This window comes from Rathayibacter festucae DSM 15932 (genome assembly GCF_004011135.1).
GTDB lineage: Bacteria > Actinomycetota > Actinomycetes > Actinomycetales > Microbacteriaceae > Rathayibacter > Rathayibacter festucae.
The window spans coordinates 3,689,181-3,709,188 of sequence record NZ_CP028137.1; the positions used below are offsets into that span (position 1 = coordinate 3,689,181).

Genomic DNA, 20,008 nt, shown 5'->3' on the forward strand with positions numbered 1-20,008 from the left:
CGGGAGCACTCACCTGATGGGACGACGATGACGTCAGACACCTTCACCCTCGTGATCACGGCGGTCGCCATCCTCGGCGTCGTCGTGCTGATCACCCGCTTCCGCCTCAACCCCGTCGTGGCGCTGGTCCTCGGCTCGGTCTTCCTGGGCCTCGCGATCGGCCTGGGCCCGGCCGAGACGATCAGCACCGTCACCGGGGGCTTCGGCTCGATCATGACCGAGGTGGGCCTGCTCATCACCTTCGGCGTGCTGCTGGGCTCGATGCTCAGCGAGATGAACGCCATCCAGCGGCTGGTGTCCCACCTGCTCCGGATCTTCGGCGCCAAGGGCCTGCCCTACGCCATGGGGCTCACGATCGGCACGCTGCTGCAGTCGATCTTCCTCGACGTGCTCCTCGTCATCTCCGCGCCGCTGGCCCGCAGGATGGCGCCGCACATCGGCAGGCACGGAGTCCCGCGGATCGCCACGGCGATGGCCATCAGCCTCGAGTGCGGCATCGTGCTGATGGTCCCCGGAGTCGCCGCGCTCGCCCTCGCCGGTGTCCTCGGCGTCCCGCTGGGGACGATGCTGCTCTTCGGGCTGATCGTCGTCGTGCCCACGATCCTGATCTCGATCCTGATCATGAGCACCCTGTTCCGCCTCGGGTTCTGGAACCCGGAGAAGGACGAGGCGCCCTTCGAGGAGGAGACCGCCCCCGAGCCCGTGCCGCTCGACACGTCCTCGCTGCCCGTCTCCGAGCGGCTCAGCAAGGTCGGCGGAGTGCCGCGGGGGATCGCGGTGGCGCAGCGCGAGGCCGTGCGGACCGAGCCCCGGCTGATCCTCCTCTTCGCCCCGCTCCTGCTCTGCCTGGTCCTCATCGCCACCGGCGCGATCCTGCAGATCGCCGAGGTGTCGATCGCTCCGCTCGATCTGGTGACCGAGCCGGTGGTCGCGCTCCTCCTCGCCGTGCTGGGGACCAGCGCGGTCGGGCGCTTCACCGTCGGGCGGCCGCGGGTGGAGAAGTCGGTGGTCGCCGGATTCCGGGAGAGCGGGCAGATCCTGATCCTGACCGGCGTCGGCGGCTCGCTCGCGGCGGTCGTCGCCGCGACCGGGCTCGGCGACATCCTCGGGCAGGCCTTCAGCGCCAACAGCTTCGCGCCGTTGCTCATCGTCTGGGCGATCGCGGCCGTGCTGCACGTGGCGGTCGGCTCCGTGACGATCTCGGCGATCACGGCGGCGGGCATCCTCGCCCCCATCGCCCCGGTGATCGGGCTCGACCCGATCCTGATCGCCCTCGCCGCCGGCGCGGGCTCGCTCTTCGCGGTCCACGTCACCAGCAACACGTTCTGGCTGCTCCAGTCGCTCCTCGGCCAGACGACGCGGGGCACGCTCAAGACCTGCACCATCGGCGTCTCGGTCGCCTCGGTCGTGGCGCTGGGCGTCACCCTCCTCCTCAGCATCTTCATCTGACCCGATCGGAAGGCAGATCATGACCACCGCACCTCCCACGGCGCACCCCGCCGCGTCCCCCGGCGCAGCCGGCATCGCCCCGCTCGACGGGCTCCGCGTGCTCGAGCTCGGCAACTTCATCGCCGCGCCCACCGCCGGCCGGCTGCTCGCCGACTTCGGCGCCGAGGTGATCAAGGTCGAGCGGCCCGGCACCGGCGACGAGCTGCGGAAGTGGCGCCTGCACCCCGGCTCGACGACCTCGATGCTCTTCCACACGATCAACCGCAACAAAAAGTCGATCACCCTCGACCTCCGCACCGAGGAGGGGCGCGACGCCGTGCGCCGCCTCGCCGCGGAGTGCGACGTCGTGCTCGAGAACTTCCGCCCGGGCACCCTCGAGAAGTGGGGGATCGGACCGGACGTGCTGAACGAGGCGAACCCGGACATCGTCATCGGCCGGATCTCGGCCTTCGGGCAGACCGGGCCCCTCTCCGAGCGGCCGGGCTTCGCCGCCGTCGCCGAGGCCATGGGCGGGTTCCGCGAGCTGGTCGGCGACCCCGACCGGACGCCCGTGCGCGTGGGGATCTCGATCGGCGACTCGATCGCCGGGCTCTACGCCGGCTACGGAGTGATGATGGCGCTGTTCCAGCGGCAGACGCGGCGCGCGGCGGGCCTGGGGCCGGCGCCGCTCGAGGAGCGCGTCGTCGACGTCGCCCTCAACGAGGCGATGTTCTCGATGATGGAGTCGCTGATCCCCGACTACCAGGCGCACGGCATCGTCCGCGAGCGGGTCGGCGGCCGGATGGAGGGCATCGCGCCCACCAACGCGTACACCTGCTCCGACGGGTCGAGCATCGTCGTCGCGGGCAACGGCGACGCCATCTTCCAGCGCTTCATGGGGATCATCGGGCGGGAGGACCTCGCCGCCGACGAGGGGCTGGCCACGAACGACCTGCGCTGGAAGCGCCGCGACGAGCTCGACGCGGCGATCGGCGCGTGGACCGCGGCGAGGACCTCCGAGGAGGCGCTCGCGATCCTCGACGAGTGCGGCGTCCCCTCCGGCCCCATCTACACCGCCGCCGACATCAGCTCCAGCGAGCAGTACGCCGCGCGCGACATGATCCAGAAGTTCGACGTCGACACCGGCGCCGGCACGATCGAGGACGTCGGCTTCCCCGGCGTCGTCCCTGTGCTCGGCGGCCGCTCCCTTCCGCTCCGCACCCTCGCCCCGGCACTGGGGCACGACACCGAGGAGGTCCTGGCGATGCTCCAGGCCGGCACCCCGACCACCCGCGCCACCGAGGCGGACGCCCGATGACCGCCGCGGCCCCGACCATCTCCGCGGCGCGTCTGCGCGACGTCACCCTGCGCGACGGCCTCCAGCTCACCGGCCGGATGCTGTCGACGGAGCGCAAGGTGCGCCTCGCCCGAGCCCTGTTCGCCGCGGGAGTGCCGGAGCTGGAGATCGGCTCGATGGCGCGCGGCGACGTGGTGCCGCCGATGGCGAACACCCTCGAGGTGATCGAGGCGCTGACGCCCGAGGAGCTCGAGAGGAGCTGGGTCTGGGTCGCCACTCCCCGGCACATCGAGAAGGCCGCGGCGGCCGGGGCCCGCAACTTCCAGTACTGCTTCTCGGCCTCCGACTCGCACAACCGGGCGAACATCGGCCGGCCCACCGAGGCGAGCCTGGACGCCATGCCCGACGCGGTCGCGCTGGCGCACGGGGTCGGCGGGCGGATCCAGCTGTGCATCGCGACCTCCTTCACCTGCCCGTTCGAGGGCATGGTCCCGGAGGAGCGGGTGCTCGCGATCGCGAACGACCCGCGGGCCGAGGGCGCGGAGGACATCGTGATCTGCGACACCCTCGGGCAGGCGCATCCCGGTCAGGTCGCGTCGCTCGTCTCGCGCGTCGCCGCGGAGACGCCCCCGCGCGAGATCGTCTTCCACGGGCACGACACCTGGGGAGCCGGGGTCGTCAACGCGCTGACCGCCGTGCAGGCCGGGGCGTCGGTCGTCGACGGCGCCCTCGGCGGGCTGGGCGGCTGCCCCTTCGCGCCGGGTGCGAGCGGCAACACCGCCTCCGAGGACCTCCTCTTCGCGATGCGGCCCGAGTGGCTCGACACCGAGGCGTTCGCGCACCTCGTGCGCGAGTCGGAGAGCCTGCTCGCGGACCTCGGCGAGCCGAACCGGTCGAAGGCGCGCCAGGGTGCGCGGTCGACGGCGGAGGCGTTCCCCTGGGCGGTCCCGGCTGAGGTCAGCTGACCGGCGCCGGCGCGCGCCCGCCGAGCCGCCGCGTCGCCTGGTCGGCGGCCTCGCGCACGAGGGGCGTCCAGCGGTCGAGGTCGTCGGGCGAGATGCGGGCGACCGGGCCGCTGACGCTGATCGCCATCCGGACGCGGCCGTCGGGGTCGAAGACCGGGGCGGCGACGCCGGTGAGCCCGTCCACGCGCTCGTTGCCGGTGATCGCGTAGCCCCGCCGCGCCGTCTCGGCGACCGCTGCGGCGAGGGCCGCCGGGTCGGTGATGGTCCGGTGCGCCAGGTCCGGGATCGGCCGGCCCAGCACCTGCGCGCGCAGCTCGTCGTTCCACGCCAGCAGCACGCGGCCCGCGGAGCCGACCGTCAGCGGGGCGACCTTGCCCACGTAGCTGTCCTGCCGCAGCTCGTGGTGCGTCTCCTCGAGCCCGATGCAGACCCGGTAGTCCTCCTCCGAGCGGAAGAGGCTGGCCGTCTCGCCGGTCGCGTCGCGCAGCTCCTGCAGCAGGGGCGCGACGACGTCGACCGCGCGGATCCCGCGGACGGCCGGCGCCGCCCAGTACGCCATCCGCAGCCCGATCCGGAACCGGTCGCCGTCGCGGTCGAGGAAGCCCTGCGCGACCAGGTTGACGACCAGCCGCTGCGTGGTCGACACGGGCAGCCCCGTCGCCTCGCGGATCTGCGTGAGCGTGAGGGCGGGCGCCTCGAGCGTGAACGCATCGAGGATGTCCGTGATCTTGGAGAGGACGAGCAGCTGACTCGGCCCGGGTGCCGACCCTGCTGCGCTCACCATGCCTCGAATCTAGGCCATCGGTCCGCGGCCGGATCGGCCGCCGCAGCGCCCGGCGAGCATCGCGAGCGCAGGCGTCGCAGGGCGGGCTCCGTCAGTTCGGCAGGGCCGTCTCGATCGCCTCGAGATCGGCGCCGGTCAGGGGCGGCGCGTCGAGGGCCGCCGTGTTCTGCTCCAGCTGCTGCACGCTCGAGGCGCCGATGATCGCCGAGGTGACGGCGGAGGAGCGCAGCACCCAGTTCAGGGCGAGCTGGGCGATGCTCTGGCCGCGCCCGTCCGCGATCTCCTTCAGGCCTTGGATCAGCCGCTGGTAGTCGCCCTCGAGGGCTCCGGGCTTGAGGAACTGCCCGACCGCGGCGCGAGAGTCCGGCGGGATCTCGCCGGAGAGGTAGCGGTCGGTGAGCAGGCCCTGCTCCAGCGGGGAGAAGACGATGGCGCCGATGCCCTCCCGCTCGACGAGGTCGAGCAGGCCCGACTCCTCGGGCCGGCGGTCGAGCATCGAGTAGCGGGGCTGGTGGATCAGCAGCGGCACCCCGTGCGCGGCGAGCGCGTCGCGGGCGGCGATCGTCTGCTCGGGCGAGTAGTTCGAGACACCCGCGTAGAGGGCCTTGCCCTGCTGGATCGCACTCGCCAGCGCGCCCATCGTCTCCTCGATCGGGGTCTCCGGGTCGGGGCGGTGCGAGTAGAAGACGTCGACGTAGTCGACGCCGAGCCGGCCGAGGCTCTGGTCGAGCGAGGACAGCAGGTACTTGCGCGAGCCGTGATCGCCGTAGGGGCCGGGCCACATGTCGTAGCCGGCCTTCGTGGAGAGGACCAGCTCGTCGCGGTACGGGCGCAGGTCCTCCGCGAGGATCCGGCCGAACGCCGTCTCGGCGGAGCCGTAGGGCGGGCCGTAGTTGTTGGCGAGGTCGAAGTGGGTGATCCCGAGGTCGAAGGCGCGGCGGACGATCGCGCGCTGGGTCTCGATCGGCTTCGTCTCGCCGAAGTTGTGCCACAGGCCCAGCGAGAGGGCGGGCAGCTTCAGGCCGCTGCGGCCGGAGCGGTGGTAGGTCATCCGGTCGTAGCGGGTGTCGGCGGGGTGGTGGGTCATGGCGTGTCTCCAGAGAGCGGTGAGGTGGTCGGCGTCGTGTCTTCAGGGCGGAACCGTCGGAGACGGTGGGTCTCGATACGCCCCTGCGGGGCTACTCGACCAGCATGTGGGGCCTGCGGGGCTGCTCGGCCGGCAGGAAGGGCCGGCGGGCGGCGTGGGCGGAGGCGGCGAGTGCGTGCGGTCCGCCCGCGACCTTGGTGACGACACGCGCTCCGGGATCCACCTCGAGGAAGCGCTGCAGGGTGTCGGGATCGAGCAGGCTCGGGACGGTGTCGTCGGTGCGGACGGAGGCGTGGCTGTCGCTGAACGCGGGGCCGAGCGTCGTCGCCGTGTCGCTCACTCCCGAGACGCCGAGCATCGCCAGGGTGCCGGCGTCGCGCGCGGCCCGCGCGTGCTCGAGCGGGCCGTCGAGGCGGCGGGTCTCGAGGTAGGAGCGGCCCCAGTTGATCGCGGTGCCGAAGCCGTGGCGGGAGGCGAGGTCGAGTTCGGTCGGCAGGTCGAGGAAGCCCTTCGCCGGGCCGGGCCCCTCGAAGGAGTCGCAGTGCTCGATCACGAACTGCACGCCGTGCGCGTCCCAGCCGGCGATCTCGGCGAGACTCCGCGAGAACGCCGCGCGAGCGGCGTCCGCCGTCGCACGCGTCATCCGCGGCGCCGAGTGGAGCAGCACCGCGTCGACGACCGCGCGACGCTCGCTCTCGTTCACCGATACTGCGGCAGCGACAGCCCACCGCACCAGGGCGCCCGCGGCCGCCCGGCGCTCCTCGACCGGATCCGCCAGCCCGACCCCGCGCTCGAGCACCGCCGGCAGCAGGGTGAGCACGTGCGTCCCCCCGCGGCGCAGCAGCCGCAGCAGCTCCGCCTCGTCGGGCACGAAGGCGCTGCCGAACGGGATCTCGAACCCCGAGCACCCGGTGACGAGCGCGATCCGCTCGTGGAAGGCGTCGAAGGCGACGGCGTCGCGTCGCGCGTGCTCCGGCAGTGACGGGTACGCCCCGACGAGCATCTAGCGGGCGCCGTCGACCCGCGCCGCCCCGGGGAGGCGCAGGTCGCGGATGTAGGCGGCGAGCTCCAGCAGCGGTGCGCCCTCGTGCGCGCCGATGCCCTCGGGCTTCCAGCGGCTGATCGGCTCGATCGCCAGACGCGAGCTGTGCCGGAGGTAGTACTTCGCCGAGGTCGGATAGCGGGAGTTGATCGTGTGCTCGGCGACCGTCAGCAGGCGCTGCACGGCGACGGCCGTCTCGGTGGGCTCGTCGTCGTAGTGCTCGCAGAGCCAGGCGACGTGCTCCGGGTAGATGTTCGCGGCGTAGCCGCTGAGGCCCGCGGCGCCCGCGCGGAGCGAGTCGGTGAGGGAGGAGATCTGCGCGTTGTAGAGCTTCAGGCGGGTGCCCGCGATCGCGGCGAGTCGCTCCTGCATGGTCTCGAGCGAGTGCGAGGTGTCCTTGTAGAAGACGAAGCGGCCGGTCCCGGCCATCCAGGCGACGTTCTCGGTCGAGGGCAGGCGCTTGAACGGCACCGGGCACTCGTAGATCCCGAAGTCGACCCCCGGCACGGTGTCGAGGATGTGCTGCACCGTCGCGCGCCACTCCTCCTCGGTGGTGGTGAGCCCGCCGACCAGCGAGGAGATCAGCACGACCGCGTCGACCCCGGTCGCGGCCATCGCGGCAGCGGACGCGGCCTGCTCGTCCGGGGTGCCCGAGGAGACGGAGGAGGCGACCACCGGGACGCGGCCGGCGGAGCGGGCGACGACCCGCGTCGCGAGGGCGAGGCGCTCCTCCTCGGTGAGGTCGTACATCTCGCTGGAGAGCGCGACGGTGAAGATGCCGGCGGCGCCGTTGTCGATCAGCCAGTCCGTGAGGGCGTCGACCTGCTCGAAGTCGAGCGATCGGTCCTCGCGGAACGGGGTGAGCATGACGGGCCAGCCGCCGTCGGGGAGGGTGCTGCCGGTCGCCGTCGGGGCGGTGGCGGTCTCGGTGGTGGTCATGTCGATCCTTCGGTGTGAGAGAGGTGGTCGGCGCGGAGAAGCGGTCGGGCGGAGCGGTCGGCGAGGTCGGCGGAACCGGGCGGTCAGCCCTTGAGCGATCCGCTGACGAGGTCGAGGCGCCAGTAGCGCTGCAGGAAGAGGAAGAGCGCGATCAGCGGGATGGTCGAGACGAGGCAGCCCATGATCACGACGTTGTAGGTGTTGGGCTGGTCGTTGCCCTGGTTCATCAGCGAGTAGAAGCCGACCGTCAGCGGGAACATGTCGGTGCGCGAGAGCATGATGAAGGGGAGCAGGAAGTTGTTCCAGATGCCGACGAAGTGCAGCAGGAACACGGTGATCAGCCCCGGCACCATCGGGTAGACGGCGATCCGCGAGAAGATCCGCCACTCGCTCGCCCCGTCGATCCGCCCGGCCTCGAGCATCTCGGTGGGCACCACCGCGGTGGCGTAGATGCGGCAGAGGTAGATGCTGAACGGGCTGATCATGCAGGGCAGCAGCACCGACCAGTAGGTGCCGGCGATCCCGACGGAGGAGAGCAGCAGGTACTGCGGGATCGCGAGGATGACCCCGGGGATGAGCACTCCGATCAGCAGGAAGTTGAAGACGAGCTTCTTCCCGCGGAAGGAGTACTTCGCGAGGCCGTAGCCGGCGAGGGCGGAGACGGCGGTGCCGAGCAGTCCGCCGCCGCCGGCGAAGATCAGGCTGTTCAGGCACCAGGACCAGAACGCGCCGTTGCCGACCCCGAGCAGCAGGGCGAAGTTCTCCTGGAACCCGCCGGTGAAGCTCGGCCAGAGCGAGAAGGTGGTGAACAGCTCGCCCGAGCGCTTGGTCGCGGCCGTGAAGAGCCAGAAGACGGGCAGGAGACAGTAGACGGCCCCGACGAGCAGGACCGCGGTGGGCCAGAACGCGGCCCGCGGCCGGGTGATCGTGGGGCCCCGGCGGCGGGAGCGGACCGACTGCGCGGCCCGGCGCGGGTCCTCGAGGACGGGCGGGAGCTTCGTGAGGGTGTCGGTCATGGTCAGTCTTCTCCGAAGGCGCGCGACTGCAGGAACCGCAGCAGGCCGAGCGAGGCGATGAGGGTGAGGAGGGTGACCACGACCGAGGTCGCCGAAGCGGAGAACAGGTCGTTGGTCACGAAGGCGTCGCGGTAGATCAGCATCATCGGCACCCAGTCCGAGCCGATCACCGTGGTGAGCGTCACGAGCGTGTTCGGCTCCGAGAAGACCTGCAGTGCGCCGATGACGGAGAAGAGCCCGGTCATGATCACTCCCGGCACGATCAGCGGCAGCTTGATGCGCAGCGCGAGCTGGCGCTCGGAGCAGCCGTCGATGCGGGCGGCGTCGTAGATCTCGGACGGCAGACCGCGCAGCGAGGTGTAGAGGATCACCATGTTGAAGCCGACCGAGCCCCAGATCGCGATGTTCGCGACCGAGAGGAACACCGAGTCCGGTCCGAGGAAGACCGGAGCGGGCAGCCCCAGAGCGGTCGCCGCGTCGACGAAGGGGCTGACGCCCGGCAGGTAGAGGAACCCCCACATCAGCGCGGCGATCACGCCCGGGACCGCGTAGGGCACGAAGATCGCGATCCGCGAGAACCGGCCGAAGCGGGTGGAGAGGTTGTCGAGCAGGAGCGCGAACACCAGCGCGAGGATCATCGTGACCGGCACCGAGAGCAGCGCGTAGGTCAGCATCCGGCCGAAGCCGGCCCAGAGCGCGGGGTCCGCGAGGGTGCGCGCGTAGTTGTCGAAGCCGACGAACGTCTCCTTCTTCACGCCCAGCCCGCTCCCGCTGACGGTGTTGCCGCGGAAGCTGAGCCAGACCGTGTAGAGCAGCGGGAGGGCGAGGAGAGCGACGGCGAGCAGGACCGCGGGGGCGACGAAGAACCAGGGTGCCGCGCGCGGGGCGAGGGTCGAGGGGCGCCCGGTCCGGGGCGCGGCGGTGGTCGTCACGGGAGCCTCACTGCCCGGCGACGTCGTAGCCGGACTTCTCGAGGTCCGCGACGGTCGCCTCCTGCACGCTCGCGAGGGCCTCCGCGAAGCTGCCCTTCTCGTTGACGGCGGCGCTGAAGGCGTTGTTGAAGGCGTCGTAGGCGACCGAGACGTTCGGCCCCCAGGTCACCGAGGCCGTCATCTGGTCGATCTCGTCGGCGGTGGCGTAGAAGTCGGTCTGCTCGGGCAGCAGCGCCGGGGCCTGCTGCAGCTCGGGCAGCTCGCGGCCGGAGAGCGCGGCGGGCCAGATGCTGGCGTACTCGATGTACGCCTCGAGGGCCTCGGTCGAGGTGTTCAGCCAGAGCGCGAACTCGCGCGCCTGCTCCGGGTGGTCGGAGCCGGTGGTCACGATCGTGCCGCTGCCGCCCAGGACTCCCGAGCTCGGGTCGGACGGGGTCCACTGCGGGATCGGCACCGCGGCCCACTTCCCGATCGTGTCGGGCGCGTTGTTCTGCAGCAGCGGGGGAGTCCAGACCGCGCCGAGCCAGCTGGCCAGCGTGCCGTCGGCGAGCGCGGCCTGCCACTCCGGAGTGAAGGTCTTGAAGGTCGCGAGGCTGCCGTCGTCGACCAGGCCCTGCCAGTAGTCGGCGACCTTCTGCGAGGCGGGGTCGTCGATCGCGACCGTCCAGGTGCCGTCCTCCTGGCTCCACCACTCGGCGCCGGCCTGCTGGCTGAGCCCGGCGAACAGCTGCGCGTCATTCGCGGGGAAGGTCGCGAGGTACTTCGTCGGGTCCGCGGCGTGCAGGGCCCGGGCGGCGTCGGCGTACTCGTCCCAGGTGGTCGGGACGGCCAGGCCGTTGGCCTCGAAGATGTCGGAGCGGTAGTAAAGGAACATCGGCGCGGTGCCCTGCGGAACGGCGTAGTTCACGTCGTCGAACGTCGTCAGCTCCCAGGCGGGGCCGGCCGTCTCCGCCTCCCGGTCGCCCATGATCGAGGTGACGTCGGAGGCGATCTCGCTCGTGATCAGGTTCGGCAGGTTCTCGTAGGTGGTGTTCGAGAGGTCCGGCAGGGTGCCGGCCTGCTTCGCCGCGCTGAGCTTCGCGACGATCTCCGCGCCGCCGGTCGAGGTGTTGACCTCCACCTGGATGTCGGGGTTCGCCTGGTTCCAGACGTCGACGATCTTCTCGATGTTGGGGGCCCACGACCAGTACTCGAGGGTGACGGGGCCGTCGGCGTCGCCTGTCGCGGCCGGGCTGGTCGCGCCGGTGCAGCCCGACAGGAGGGCGGCGGCGGCGAGGGCGGTCACGGCCGCGAGCGGCCTGCGGAACTTCGTCGTTCTCATCGGTGTCTTCATCCCTGCGTGAATCCTCTGCTGCTCTGCAGAAGGCGCGTCGCGTCGTGGATCCGGGTTTCGTTACCGGTAACGAACTGTGCGACAGGATCACCGTAGAGCGCCGTCCGCGACTCCGCAAGGGTGAATCGTTACCGGTCACGATTCGGGGATCGGAGGGTCAGCGGTCGAGGTTCCGCGGGCTCGCGGATCCCTCAGGCGGGAGGGGCGGTCGACGCGCGCACGACGAGCTCCGGCGCCGGGTAGTCGACGGTGCCCGCCCGGTCGGACTCCTCGACCAGGGCGATCAGCGCCAGCGCGGAGGCGCGGCCCATCGCCGTGAAGTCCTGGCGGACGGTCGTCAGCGGCGGGTGGAAGAACTCCGCCTCGGCGATGTCGTCGAAGCCGACGACGCTGACGTCCTCGGGGATCCGCCGGCCGTTGTCGTGCAGCCAGAGCAGCAGCCCGAGCGCCATCCGGTCGTTCGCCGCGACGACCGCCGTGACGCCGGCCTCCGCGAAGAGCTGCGGAGCGGCCGCGTAGCCGGAGCGGGAGGACCAGTCGCCGTGCACGAGCGGACGGGTGGGCAGCGCCGCCTCGGCCATGCACTGCTGGTAGGTGCGCGCGCGGTCCTGCGCGGAGATCCAGCGCTCGGGGCCGGCGAGGTGCGCGATGCGCTGGTGGCCGAGCTCCAGCAGGTGCGAGACGGCGAGCCGCGTGCCGACCACCGACGAGCCGTCCGTCCGCTCGCCGCCGCGGTCGATGTGGATCGGGATCGGCAGGTCGAGCGTGCGCAGCGCCGCATCGACCTCGTCGGTGGGTGCCGTGGCGAGGATGCCCTCCAGGTCCCGGCTGCCGAGCGCGTCCAGAGCGTCGGCGAGCTCGACGTCGTCCGAGGTGTCGAGGCTGATGATGTCCAGCGAGTAGCCGGCCCGGCGGGCGGCGTCGCTCGCCCCCTGCATCGTCTTGCCCGGACCGGTCCCGGACAGCTCGTGCACCAGTGCCCCGAGCCGGTGCGTGCGCCGGGTGGCGAGCGAGCGGGCGGTGGCGTTGGTCCGGTAGTTCAGCGTCCGCAGCGCCTCCTCGACCCGGACCCGGTTCGCCGGGCGGATGCCGCCGGTCCCCGTCAGGAACCGCGACACCGTCTGATGCGAGACCCCCGCCGCCCGGGCGACGTCGTAGATGGTCGCCGCGCGCTGCTGCCTGTCGGCCATGCTCGTCCCCCGCCGCCTGATCCCGTGTTAGCGGTAACGATAGGGCAGTGGCCGCCCGGGAGGCGGGGAGGAGGACGGGCGGGGCCGAGCCGAGAGCCGCTGAAGCAGGGCTCCTGGTGCGTCCGTCGCGGTCGCTGTCGAAAGCGAGTGTGCAGACCAGCCCTGCAGACGACGGTGGGTCTTGCTCGAGACGCCCGCACACATGCTGGTCGAGTAGCCCCGCAGGCACGTATCGAGACCCACCCACCCCAGCGACGTCGGTGGCGCTCAGGACCCGCTGAGCGCCTCCTCCGCCTCCTCCTCCGCCACGTCCTTCTGCACCGCGAACTGCGTCCGGTGCAGCTCCTCGTAGCGGCCGGCCGCGGCGAGGAGCTCGTCGTGCGTGCCGCGCTCGACGATCGTGCCGTCCTCGATCACGAGGATCAGGTCGGCGCTGCGGATGGTGGAAAGGCGGTGGGCGATCACTATCGCGCTGCGGCCCTCGCTGACACGAGATTTCCTCCCTGCGGTGACCTCTTGCCCAGCGTCCCTGTCCTCGGCGGGGGGTGAGGGCGAACTCCTCCGCCAGCTCCGCAGGTAGCGCTTCTGCGGGCTAACGGGTCATTTCACCGGGTCGAGCCATAGATGGAAGTCAAGATGGGAATTAACTTCCTCTATTACTGTGTTCCGTGAAGCGTCGAGAAGGTCTGCAAGCTCCTGGAATTGAGGTTCTGAATTCATCGGGACGGAGCGGCTGTTATAACCTTCATCGAGAAGAAGGGGAAATGCAGTCAATATCGTTTTCAGGTCGTGATTGACGACACTGAGAAGTACCAATATTCGTTTGACGTGCGATTTGTCTAGCGCTCCGGTACATCGTATTACGCCAGGGTGCCCAAGGTCATGCCGTGTATATAGTCTTCCATCGCGAAGTGACGACCGGACGTCCGATAGTGCAATTTGAACTTCCCGCAGCGGCCCTTCTAACCTAACAGGATCGCGGAACGCGGCCCTGTCAAAGATGTGCCATAGGAATACAGCGGGCTCCGTGTCCCACTTCCAGTGAACGGCGGCCAGCCCAGAATGTCCCGGAAGAGCCGAAACCCGATTGATGGCTTTCGTATACGCAACGTCGGTTTTCCTTCCTAGCGCGATCTCCTCGTAGAAAAACTCCGCGAAAAGTACGGCTGAATCATCGTGAACCTCTCTATTTGCGCCGATGAACCATCCATTTCTCGGAATCAGGTGCGGCGCCCAGTTCGAGGTCTCACATCCGTTGAGGAATATTCCACATATTGAGGAATGCGGGAATAAGAGTGATTGCGTCAGCCTGAAGGGAGAGATCCGCGCCTCTGCGGGAATCCCATCTTCGAGGCGGTAGGCAACCAGCGATCCAGCTTCACCGTGACCGATAAAGTGAAAAACATTCGGCTCGAATTCACTTATGACCGCGGAAAGATCTTCCCAAACCATGTTTAGACAAATTTTGACTTCAAATCCAGGTCGTTTTCCTAGTGTGCTCATGTGCACCAGTTCCTGGTCGATCCCCATTAATTTTGAACCGAGGTCCTTTTGGGCCCAGACAAGTATGCGAGTGGAAGGGCGCTCAAAATTCGCTTTCATCATCTTTGCAGCATACTGAATGTTTGTTCACACCTGTCTGTTTCCGTCCTAAATACCACCGACTACGCAAGCAGGGGTAAGAGAGACCCGAGCCAGAAGGTGGCGTGGCTCACTTCGGGTCGTCTAGCGCGAAGCGCAACGTTCCCTCCGAGTTTCCCGACCGCTGCTCCTTCTGACGGGAATAATTCAATAACCCCGAGCCGGATTGACGGCGCTGCGGTGCGCAGGACCCGCTGAGCGCCTCCTCCTCCGCCGCCACGTCCTTCTGCACCGCGAACTGCGTCCGGTGCAGCTCCTCGTAGCGCCCGGCCGCCGCCAGCAGCTCCTCGTGGGTGCCGCGCTCGACGATCGTGCCGTCCTCGATCACGAGGATCAGGTCGGCGCTGCGGATGGTGGAGAGGCGGTGGGCGATCACCATCGCGGTCCGGCCCTCGAGGGCCTCGCTGAGGGCGGCCTGCACCGCGGCCTCCGAGGTGGAGTCGAGCGCCGCCGTCGCCTCGTCGAGGATGACGACGCGCGGCTGGGCGAGCAGGAGCCGCGCGATGGTCAGCCGCTGGCGCTCGCCGCCGGAGAGCCGGTAGCCGCGCTCGCCGACGAGGGTGTCGAGCTGGTCGGGCAGCGAGCGGATGAGCGGCTCGAGTCGCGCACGGCGGAGGGCGTCCCACACCTCGTCGTCGGTCGACTCCGGCCGGGCCAGGCGCAGGTTGGACAGGATCGTCTCGTGGAAGAGGTGGCCGTCCTGCGTCACCATGCCCAGGGTGTGCCGCATCGAGGCGAAGGTCACATCGCGGACATCGGTGCCGGCCAGGCGCACCGCGCCGCTGTCGACGTCGTAGAGGCGCGAGAGCAGCTGCGCGATCGTCGACTTGCCGGCCCCGGACGTGCCGACGAGGGCGACGGTCTGCCCCGGCTCGATCCGGAAGGAGAGGCCGTGCAGCACCTCCTCGCCGCCGCGGGTGTCGAGGACGGCGACCTCCTCGAGGGAGGCGAGCGACACCTTGTCCGCGGACGGGTAGGCGAAGCGGACGTCGTCGAACTCGACCGACACCGGGCCCTCGGGGACGGTGCCCGCGTCGGGCTTCTCCTGGATGAGCGGCTGGAGGTCGAGCACCTCGAAGACGCGCTCGAAGCTGACGACCGCGCTCATGATCTCGACGCGCGCGTTCGCGAGGCTGGTCAGCGGCGCGTAGAGGCGGGTGAGGAGGAGGGCCAGGGTGACCACCGCGCCGGTGTCGAGCTGCCCGCCGAGCGCGAGGACGCCGCCGAGCCCGTAGACGAGCGCGAGGGCGAGCGCGGAGACGAGCGTCAGCGCGGTGACGAAGACCAGCTGCAGCATCGCCGTGCGGACCCCGATGTCGCGGACGCGGGCGGCCCGGACGCGGAACTCCTCCGCCTCCTCGTCGGGCCGGCCGAACAGCTTGACCAGGGTGGCGCCGGGCGCGGAGAAGCGCTCGGTCATCTGCGTGCTCATCGCGGAGTTGTGGTCCGCGGCCTCGCGACGGAGCGCGGCGAGGCGGCTGCCCATCCGGCGCGCGGGGATGAGGAAGATCGGGAGCATGATCACCGCGAGGACGGTGACCAGCCAGGACGTGCTGAGCATGACGATCAGGGTGAGGACCAGCGCCACGACGTTCGTGACGACGCCGGAGAGCGTGCCGCTGAAGGCCTGCTGCGCGCCGATGACGTCGTTGTTGAGCCGGCTGACGAGGGCGCCCGTGCGGGTGCGGGTGAAGAACGCGATCGGCATCTTCTGCACGTGGTTGAAGACGGCGGTGCGCAGGTCGAGGATGACGCCCTCGCCGATGCGCGCCGAGTACCAGCGCGTGACGAGCGAGACCCCGGCGTCGGCGACGGCGACTGCGGCGATGACGACCGCGAGCTGCACGATCGTGCCGACGGCGCCCCGGGCGACGATGGTGTCGACCACCCGCCCGGCGAGCACCGGCGTCGCGACGGCGAGGAACGCCCCGACGACGGAGAGCCCGATGAAGAGGAGGAGGCGGGCGCGGTAGGGGACCGCGAAGGTCATGATGCGGCGCACGGACTCGCGGGAGATGCCGTGCTTGCCGCCCTGGGCGGAGGAGATCCGGTAGAGGGAGCTCCAGGCGACGCCTTCCATGCTCATGTGTGTGGGGTCCTTCTGTGGGGGTGGGGCGAGGGGCGGATTCCGTGGGGTTCGCGACTGATGCAGTGTGCGCCTCGATCGAGCGACGCCCCGTCTCGGGATCGCGGATTCGCGGCAAACTGGGCAGACGAGCGCGGAGCAGCTGGGCAGCGGGGGAGTGGTGGCGGAGCAGCTCGGTGGGTGGCCGTACCGGAAGCGGTCGCACCTGCGATGGATCGTTCCGCTGGTGTCAGCACCCGTGGCGTTCGTCGGATTCGGCTGGTCTCAGTATCTCGTATCGCTCTCGTCCGCCGAGGGGGACCTGCAGTCCTTGCTTCTGCAGCTCGCCCTGCTGGCTGCCGCGTTCCTCGTGCCGGTCGCCGCCGTGATCGTGGCGATCGTCCAGGCCGTCATCGTCCACGGGCGCGCGCGGCGGGCGAAGGGGCGCTTCACCGCGACGGAGCGGGCGACGATCGACGCGCGGGAAGCGTCGGACCGCGGGCGGCGCGCAGCCGTCGACCTGCGCGCGCTGCTGCCGGCGAGGCGGCTGCCCGCCGAGATCGGAGTGTGGGACGTCGTCCCCGGACCGGGCGAGGTCATCTTCCCGGACACCCGGGCCGACTACTTCCGGTACTACGGCCGGGACGTCTCCTACACCCGCACGTCACGCTTCTACGCGGGGCGACCGGCATTCGTTGCGGCGGGCCTCTTCGCCAACGCCGTCAGCAACACGGTCAACGCCTCGGTCGCGCACGCTCAGGCGCAGGCCCAGTGGCGCGATCGTCAGCAGGTCCGCCTGCTCGTGTCGAATCAGCGGCTCGTCTGTCAGGTGAGCGGTGGCCGCTGGCTCAGCTTCCACTACAGCGCCATGACGGCGGTCTATCCCGAGGTCGACTCCTGGACCCTCGTCACGCAGTTCGATTCGGCCGAGCCGCTGATGCTTCTCGGAGTCGATGTGCCCGCCGCGGCGGTGCTGACGGTCAGGATGACCCATGGCGAGGATGCTCTGGGTCGGCATCCGGGGTTGATGTCGCTCGAGGGCTTCACTGGCTCAGGACGGCAGGTGATCCGAAACGACGACTGATCGATATCCGACCCTGACGGCCGCGTGGACGGTGCGATAGGCGCAAGGGTCGGAGTCGATGTTTCTTGAATTCGGAAGATCGGGTGGGTTGTGCGACAAGGGATCAGGCCATTTCTGTCTACGGCAGGCGAAGCGACCAATATTGCCAATGCGCTGCTATGTTTCGTAGTGTGCGCGCCCAACTATTGATGCCCATAGTGGTTCTCCTCATCGTGCCCTTGGGATCGGCCGGTTGTACGTCGTCGGAAGGCCAGGCGGCCCAGACGGCGTCCCCAAGTCAAAGCGAAAGCGTCACGCCGACCCCGATGAGGGAGACGCCGACGCCCACCCCGACCTCTGCTCTAGCGCTGCCCACACCCGAACCGACCCCGTGGAGCGATGTGCTCATCGACGGCTACGCGAAGATCCTTGCGGGCAAGGATGGGGCGAGTTTCTGCGCGGTTTTCCGACAGACTCCCCCGCCGTACTACAGCGGTCTGTTGCAAAGTACGACCATCAGCAGCTACGCGATCGACTTCGTACCCCGCGCTCAGGCGTACGAGATCGCGGGGGCCGCCCTGTACTACTCGGTCCGAGACAACTGCCCCGATCTCCTCCCAGACGTTGAAGCGTCGCTCGTGTCGGACGCAGCGGGAGACCCCTACGTCTTCGCCGGAGTGTACTGAACCCTTCACTCGACCTCTTGCCGTTAGCCAGGCGCGGCACGTCGTACTTCTTCTGCTGTCAGCGCTGAGCGCTCCATCGGTCTCGAGTCACTAGTCCAGAAAGTATTCGTGCACCTTTTCGTCGGTGTCCAATATGTCTTCGGAGGGCACGCCGACTTCGCGTGCGAGCTCGATCGAGCCGAGTAGCGCAACCTCGATGTCGGGGGAGAATGCCCGATCGAGCGCCGTCACATAACCGCTCATGCTCGCTTCCAGCTTCCCGATAAGAGCGTCGTGCTCGACAGCGAGTTTCTCGTCGAGCACGCGCTGGTCATCGAGGTAGCTGTTGACGAGTGCAGTCTCGCGTGCAGAGAGTGAGGATGAAGCGGCGTTGTACATGATGGTGCCGACGGTGTTCCCGATGACGGCGCCGAGGATGGGAATGGGGATGATCGCTTGCCCCACAGCGGAAGACAGGGCGCATACGCCGACCTCAAGGCAGACGAGTTCGGCGTTCTCAATGAACGTCACTTCGGAGATCTCCCCCCGACGGAACTTGTTGGCCTGGTCCGCGACGCCGAACGCAGCGGCCGCCATCATGTTTGCGACGGCGGCGGATGTCATGGTGAGGTTGATGAGCGAGTAGATGCTGAGGCCCCGAACCCCGCCCCTTGCTGCGCCGATAGCCGTGTCGCCCGCGATCTCCGTCCAGTCGTCGGTCGTGAGGTCCTTGAGCTTCTTTCCTTGGCGACGCTTGTCGACCAGGGAGAGTACGAAGGTTGTTCCGCCCTCGACTCCTGCGGCCACGAGGGTGGCTCTCGCGCCTTGACCGACCGTTGGCCGATTTTCCTGACGAGTCTTCTCGCGCAGGTTCGCGTCGGTGGCGCGCAGTGTTTCCTTCTCCGCCTCCAACGTGACCCCGTAGGCGTCGCGTTGTACATCCGCGTATCCCAGATGGGAGGCCTCGACAGATTCGAGTCCGATGGAGTCGGTTGAGAAGAAGGTCTGAACGCGCTTCCAGTCGGTGAGAGAGGGGCCGTCGCCGCTGCGAGACAGAAGCTTGCCGGCGTCCTCCGCAGTCATCGCGTAGAGCTTCTGAATCGTCTCGAAGTGATCGTTCGGGATCTGGTACTTTCCGCCGTTCGCGACGAAGTCGGGGTATCTGTCGAGGTGCTCGGCTATCGCGCCGAGCCCGAGTCGGCCGCCGGCCGCGACGAACTTCTGCTGGATCTGAACTCCGGCGCGCAAGAGATCCGTGGGGCCGTTGTTGTTCACCCATGCGTAGCTGGTGTCCTCGCCACGGATCGCGGTTCGGGCATTGCCGATCCCAACCTCTGCAACCTCCGCGATGAAACCGTGCATGCCCTTCACCCCTCCGCGATTCGAGGCCACGACGTCGCCGATCATCTGCAGCGCGGCATCGACATGATCGAGGGCATCGATCAGGTTCTGGTCCTGGCCGTGCAAAGCGCTCAGCAGGCGCTCAGCTCTGAGGCGGTCGAGGTAGCCCAACCATGCCGCGACAGCCTGCTCCTGATTGCTCTTCGCGAGATCAGCAAGATCATTCATCGTCGGAGTCTTTCTCGATGCGGGTACTCAGCAAGGCTGCGCCGGCCTTCGCCGTGTTGACAAGCGCGATGAGTTGAGCTTGTTGCTGGGCGGTTGCGGCTCGAAAGTCACAGCCGACGTACGGCACGGCTTCGCTGTATACCTTCATGAGCAACTCACGTGTGGAAGCGGTGCGGTCGAGAAGGGCGCCTATCTGCGCATCAATCGCCTTCACTTCGGCAACGTTCTGCATGATCGCCGCCAGCGTCGTTCGCTTCGTCTCCTGTGTTTCGAACCTCTTCCGGGCGAACAGGGCGATCGATGTGAGGAGCGCTGCTCCGGCGAGGGTCCAACCGACAGGGCCGGCGAGAGCGAGCAGGGCGCCGCCGACTGCGGTTCCCCCTCCGCCGGCTGCGATGGCGCCGCCCCCGAGCCATGCCAAAGCAGCCTGGCTCGCTGCCGCACCGGACAGAGTCGAGATCGCGGTTCCTGTCGACGCCGTCCCGAACGTGGTGGCGACCCACATTGCCGCCGTCGGTGCGACGCTGGCGAGCGCAGCCCCAGCAGTCACTCCTGCCCCGGCGCCTGCCGCTGATCTCCGCGCAGCGGCGAGATCCCGCCGGGCGAACTCCTCGGCGTCGAGGAAGCGAGCCTTGTGCATGTCGATCTCTTCGAAGTCGGCGTTGAAGGACTTCGGGGTGTTGACGATGCTGTTCACCAGCAGCTCGACCAACCCGATGAGATCTGTCGAGCGCTCACGCTGGCGGAGGAGCGAGAGCCCCTTGTCACTCATCTCAGTGAATGCAGCGTTGTACTCAGCAGTGAGCTCCTCGTAGGAGGCGAGGTGTCGCGCTCGCAGCATGTCGACTGCCGCTTCCCGGAGGTCCCCGGTCTGCTCCTTGAGGTGCGACGAGGCGTCCCTCGCGAGTTTGCTGACGTCGTCAGCCGCCCTCGCCACGTTGTCCTTCGCCTTCCGGAAACCCGGCTGCTCAACCATCACCGACCACACTTTC

General features: G+C 69.1%; 17 protein-coding genes and 1 pseudogene. 5 read left to right on the plus strand and 13 right to left on the minus strand.

What is annotated here, in order from left to right:
* Window positions 1-27: 27 nt before the first annotated feature.
* Genes C1I64_RS16790 through C1I64_RS16800 form a run of 3 tightly spaced genes read left to right on the plus strand, consistent with a single transcriptional unit; the run spans window position 28 to window position 3,690 of the window.
* Window positions 28-1,449 carry a GntP family permease gene (locus C1I64_RS16790; protein WP_127887989.1) on the plus strand — a complete coding sequence of 474 codons (1,422 nt, stop codon included), beginning with the start codon at window positions 28-30 and terminating at the stop codon, window positions 1,447-1,449.
* Window positions 1,450-1,468: 19 nt separating this feature from the next.
* A complete protein-coding gene (locus tag C1I64_RS16795; RefSeq protein ID WP_127887990.1) occupies window positions 1,469-2,746 on the plus strand; it encodes a CaiB/BaiF CoA transferase family protein in 1,278 nt (425 codons plus the stop codon).
* Window positions 2,743-3,690: a beta/alpha barrel domain-containing protein gene (locus C1I64_RS16800; protein ID WP_127887991.1), complete on the plus strand. Its 948-nt coding sequence runs from the start codon at window positions 2,743-2,745 to the stop codon at window positions 3,688-3,690. The genes C1I64_RS16795 and C1I64_RS16800 overlap by 4 nt, the downstream gene beginning before the upstream one ends.
* Here C1I64_RS16800 and C1I64_RS16805 read toward each other — a convergent pair.
* From C1I64_RS16805 to C1I64_RS16855, 11 genes and pseudogenes are all read right to left on the minus strand, one after another.
* Window positions 3,683-4,474 carry an IclR family transcriptional regulator gene (locus tag C1I64_RS16805; RefSeq protein WP_127887992.1) on the minus strand — a complete coding sequence of 264 codons (792 nt, stop codon included), beginning with the start codon at window positions 4,472-4,474 and terminating at the stop codon, window positions 3,683-3,685. The genes C1I64_RS16800 and C1I64_RS16805 overlap by 8 nt on opposite strands.
* Before the next feature lie 91 nt (window positions 4,475-4,565).
* Complete coding sequence (locus C1I64_RS16810) at window positions 4,566-5,561, minus strand: aldo/keto reductase (RefSeq protein WP_127887993.1); 996 nt, start codon at window positions 5,559-5,561, stop codon at window positions 4,566-4,568.
* 91 nt (window positions 5,562-5,652) lie between these two features.
* A complete protein-coding gene (locus tag C1I64_RS16815) occupies window positions 5,653-6,564 on the minus strand; it encodes a DUF4862 family protein (RefSeq protein ID WP_127887994.1) in 912 nt (303 codons plus the stop codon).
* Window positions 6,565-7,542, minus strand: a complete 978-nt coding sequence (locus C1I64_RS16820) for a dihydrodipicolinate synthase family protein (RefSeq protein WP_127887995.1) — start codon at window positions 7,540-7,542, stop codon at window positions 6,565-6,567.
* 83 nt (window positions 7,543-7,625) lie between these two features.
* Entirely contained in the window at window positions 7,626-8,558 is a 933-nt protein-coding gene (locus tag C1I64_RS16825; protein WP_123447367.1) for a carbohydrate ABC transporter permease, read from the minus strand.
* A 2-nt stretch (window positions 8,559-8,560) separates the two neighbouring features.
* The gene (locus C1I64_RS16830) at window positions 8,561-9,490 is read right to left on the minus strand and encodes a carbohydrate ABC transporter permease (protein ID WP_127887996.1); all 930 of its coding nucleotides are present in this window, start codon (window positions 9,488-9,490) and stop codon (window positions 8,561-8,563) included.
* Window positions 9,491-9,497: 7 nt separating this feature from the next.
* The gene (locus tag C1I64_RS16835; protein ID WP_164874576.1) at window positions 9,498-10,811 is read right to left on the minus strand and encodes an ABC transporter substrate-binding protein; all 1,314 of its coding nucleotides are present in this window, start codon (window positions 10,809-10,811) and stop codon (window positions 9,498-9,500) included.
* A gap of 203 nt (window positions 10,812-11,014) precedes the next feature.
* Window positions 11,015-12,013 (minus strand): LacI family DNA-binding transcriptional regulator, encoded by a 999-nt coding sequence (locus tag C1I64_RS16840; RefSeq protein ID WP_127887998.1) that lies wholly within the window; start codon window positions 12,011-12,013, stop codon window positions 11,015-11,017.
* A gap of 267 nt (window positions 12,014-12,280) precedes the next feature.
* Window positions 12,281-12,496: pseudogene (locus C1I64_RS16845) on the minus strand (ABC transporter ATP-binding protein); the annotation flags it as partial.
* Window positions 12,497-12,613: 117 nt separating this feature from the next.
* Complete coding sequence (locus tag C1I64_RS16850; RefSeq protein WP_127887999.1) at window positions 12,614-13,618, minus strand: CHAT domain-containing protein; 1,005 nt, start codon at window positions 13,616-13,618, stop codon at window positions 12,614-12,616.
* 106 nt (window positions 13,619-13,724) lie between these two features.
* Window positions 13,725-15,740, minus strand: a complete 2,016-nt coding sequence (locus C1I64_RS16855; protein WP_244209512.1) for an ABC transporter ATP-binding protein — start codon at window positions 15,738-15,740, stop codon at window positions 13,725-13,727.
* Between the two features lie 226 nt (window positions 15,741-15,966).
* Here C1I64_RS16855 and C1I64_RS16860 point away from each other — a divergent pair, with 226 nt between their 5' ends.
* The gene (locus C1I64_RS16860) at window positions 15,967-16,803 is read left to right on the plus strand and encodes a hypothetical protein (RefSeq protein WP_127888000.1); all 837 of its coding nucleotides are present in this window, start codon (window positions 15,967-15,969) and stop codon (window positions 16,801-16,803) included.
* Between the two features lie 197 nt (window positions 16,804-17,000).
* The gene (locus tag C1I64_RS16865; RefSeq protein ID WP_127888001.1) at window positions 17,001-17,468 is read left to right on the plus strand and encodes a hypothetical protein; all 468 of its coding nucleotides are present in this window, start codon (window positions 17,001-17,003) and stop codon (window positions 17,466-17,468) included.
* Between the two features lie 90 nt (window positions 17,469-17,558).
* Here C1I64_RS16865 and C1I64_RS16870 read toward each other — a convergent pair whose 3' ends face one another.
* A complete protein-coding gene (locus C1I64_RS16870) occupies window positions 17,559-19,016 on the minus strand; it encodes a hypothetical protein (RefSeq protein ID WP_127888002.1) in 1,458 nt (485 codons plus the stop codon).
* Complete coding sequence (locus tag C1I64_RS16875) at window positions 19,009-19,992, minus strand: hypothetical protein (RefSeq protein ID WP_127888003.1); 984 nt, start codon at window positions 19,990-19,992, stop codon at window positions 19,009-19,011. The genes C1I64_RS16870 and C1I64_RS16875 overlap by 8 nt, the downstream gene beginning before the upstream one ends.
* Between the last annotated feature and the right edge of the window lie 16 nt (window positions 19,993-20,008).